The sequence below is a fragment of the Nitrospirillum bahiense genome (assembly GCF_007828025.1).
GTDB lineage: Bacteria > Pseudomonadota > Alphaproteobacteria > Azospirillales > Azospirillaceae > Nitrospirillum > Nitrospirillum amazonense.
This window is the reverse complement of the sequence record NZ_VITO01000056.1, coordinates 1-1025: the sequence shown is the minus strand read 5'-3', so window position 1 is coordinate 1025 and position 1025 is coordinate 1. Positions and strand designations below refer to the sequence as shown.

Annotated in this window: 1 protein-coding gene; it reads left to right on the top strand. The window is 64.8% G+C overall.

All coding sequences use genetic code 11. The annotated features are described in order from the left end of the window. Positions 1–63 precede the first annotated feature (63 nt). A partial coding sequence (locus FBZ88_RS30080; protein WP_145620667.1) for an IS30 family transposase occupies positions 64–1025 on the top strand: 962 nt, incomplete at its 3' end.

Below are 1025 nucleotides of genomic sequence, written 5' to 3'. Positions count from 1 at the left end.
GGTGGACTCAAAAACGAAGTGCGACTTTCCAACGTTCTCAGTGAGTTGGACAGGAGGTCGCAGATGGGGTCTCACTACTCTCACCTGGATTTGTCGGAACGTCGGCTGATTGAGGCCGGTCTTGTTGCCGGTCTCTCCGTTGCGGCCCTGGCCTCGACGCTGGGTCGGCACCGGTCGACGGTCTATCGGGAGATTGCGCGTCACTTCTACCACACAGTGGAGCGAGACCGCTGGGGCCATGGCTATCGTGGCTACTATTGCGTGGCGGCGCATCGGGCGGCGGGCCGTCGGCGGCATGGCTGTGCCAAGCTGGCCCGTAATCCGGCGCTTCTGGCCCACGTGCTGTCGAAGCTTCGTGCGGGCTGGTCGCCGGAACAGATCGCCGGGCGGCTGAAGGTGGAGCCGGAGGCTGTCGGCTGTGTTTCTCATGAGACCATCTACAGGTATGTTTACAGTGCCGAAGGCCGGCGCGACGGTCTGTTTGCCCTTCTAGCGATGGTCAGGCATCGCCGACGCCGACTGCGGGGCCGCAAGCCCCGCCAGGGTGCGATCCCGCCGGAGCGTTGGATTGCCGCCCGGCCTGCCAACGTGGCGGATCGCAGTGAGTTCGGCCATTGGGAATGCGACCTGGTTCTGTTTGCCAGGGCATTCGGTAAAGCCAACGTGACCTCTTTGCAGGAGCGCCAGAGCCGCTATCTCATCCTGCAAGCCAATGAGGATCGCCGCGCCGGGCCGTTGGCGGCCAGTCTATCGGCTCTCCTGACGCCCCTGCCCGCGCCCGCCCGGCAAACCATCACCTTTGATCGCGGTACCGAGTTCATGGGCTACCGGGCTGTTCCAGCGGACTGTTACTTCTGCGATCCGCACAGTCCTTGGCAGAAGGGCGGCGTGGAGAACGCCAACGGCCGGGTCCGGCGACATCTGCCGCTCGACAGTGCGCCGGGGGATCGATCCCCCGGCGCACTGTCGGCTCTGTGCGAGCGCCTCAATGCGACGCCTCGCCGATGCCTTAACTACCGAACGCC